This is a genomic window from Enterococcus spodopteracolus, assembly GCF_030441955.1.
Classification (GTDB): domain Bacteria; phylum Bacillota; class Bacilli; order Lactobacillales; family Enterococcaceae; genus Enterococcus_B; species Enterococcus_B spodopteracolus.
This window is the reverse complement of record NZ_JARJHD010000049.1, coordinates 1-976: the sequence shown is the minus strand read 5'-3', so window position 1 is coordinate 976 and position 976 is coordinate 1. Positions and strand designations below refer to the sequence as shown.

Genomic DNA, 976 nt, shown 5'->3' with positions numbered 1-976 from the left:
ACACACCAGTGTAAGGGATGTTTATGACGAGCAAAGAAACCTTTACCCATTACCAGCCGCAGGGCAACAGTGACCCGGCTCATACCGCAACCGCGCCCGGCGGATTGAGTGCGAAAGCGCCTGCAATGACCCCGCTGATGCTGGACACCTCCAGCCGTAAGCTGGTTGCGTGGGATGGCACCACCGACGGTGCTGCCGTTGGCATTCTTGCGGTTGCTGCTGACCAGACCAGCACCACGCTGACGTTCTACAAGTCCGGCACGTTCCGTTATGAGGATGTGCTCTGGCCGGAGGCTGCCAGCGACGAGACGAAAAAACGGACCGCGTTTGCCGGAACGGCAATCAGCATCGTTTAACTTTACCCTTCATCACTAAAGGCCGCCTGTGCGGCTTTTTTTACGGGATTTTTTTATGTCGATGTACACAACCGCCCAACTGCTGGCGGCAAATGAGCAGAAATTTAAGTTTGATCCGCTGTTTCTGCGTCTCTTTTTCCGTGAGAGCTATCCCTTCACCACGGAGAAAGTCTATCTCTCACAAATTCCGGGACTGGTAAACATGGCGCTGTACGTTTCGCCGATTGTTTCCGGTGAGGTTATCCGTTCCCGTGGCGGCTCCACCTCTGAATTTACGCCGGGATATGTCAAGCCGAAGCATGAAGTGAATCCGCAGATGACCCTGCGTCGCCTGCCGGATGAAGATCCGCAGAATCTGGCGGACCCGGCTTACCGCCGCCGTCGCATCATCATGCAGAACATGCGTGACGAAGAGCTGGCCATTGCTCAGGTCGAAGAGATGCAGGCAGTTTCTGCCGTGCTTAAGGGCAAATACACCATGACCGGTGAAGCCTTCGATCCGGTTGAGGTGGATATGGGCCGCAGTGAGGAGAATAACATCACGCAGTCCGGCGGCACGGAGTGGAGCAAGCGTGACAAGTCCACGTATGACCCGACCGACGATATCGAAGCCTACGCGC

General features: G+C 55.8%; 2 protein-coding genes. Both read left to right on the top strand.

Annotated elements, in window-relative coordinates:
- Positions 1-23 precede the first annotated feature (23 nt).
- Positions 24-356 (top strand): head decoration protein, encoded by a 333-nt coding sequence (locus P3R27_RS14355; RefSeq protein ID WP_001297109.1) that lies wholly within the window; start codon positions 24-26, stop codon positions 354-356.
- 55 nt (positions 357-411) lie between these two features.
- Positions 412-976: major capsid protein (locus P3R27_RS14350; protein ID WP_301399132.1), on the top strand; the 565-nt coding region annotated here is incomplete at its 3' end.

Coding starts and splice junctions, on each gene's coding strand:
- P3R27_RS14355 (WP_001297109.1), top strand. CDS start 24: ATGACGAGCAAAGAAACCTTTACCCATTACCAGCCGCAGGGCAACAGT.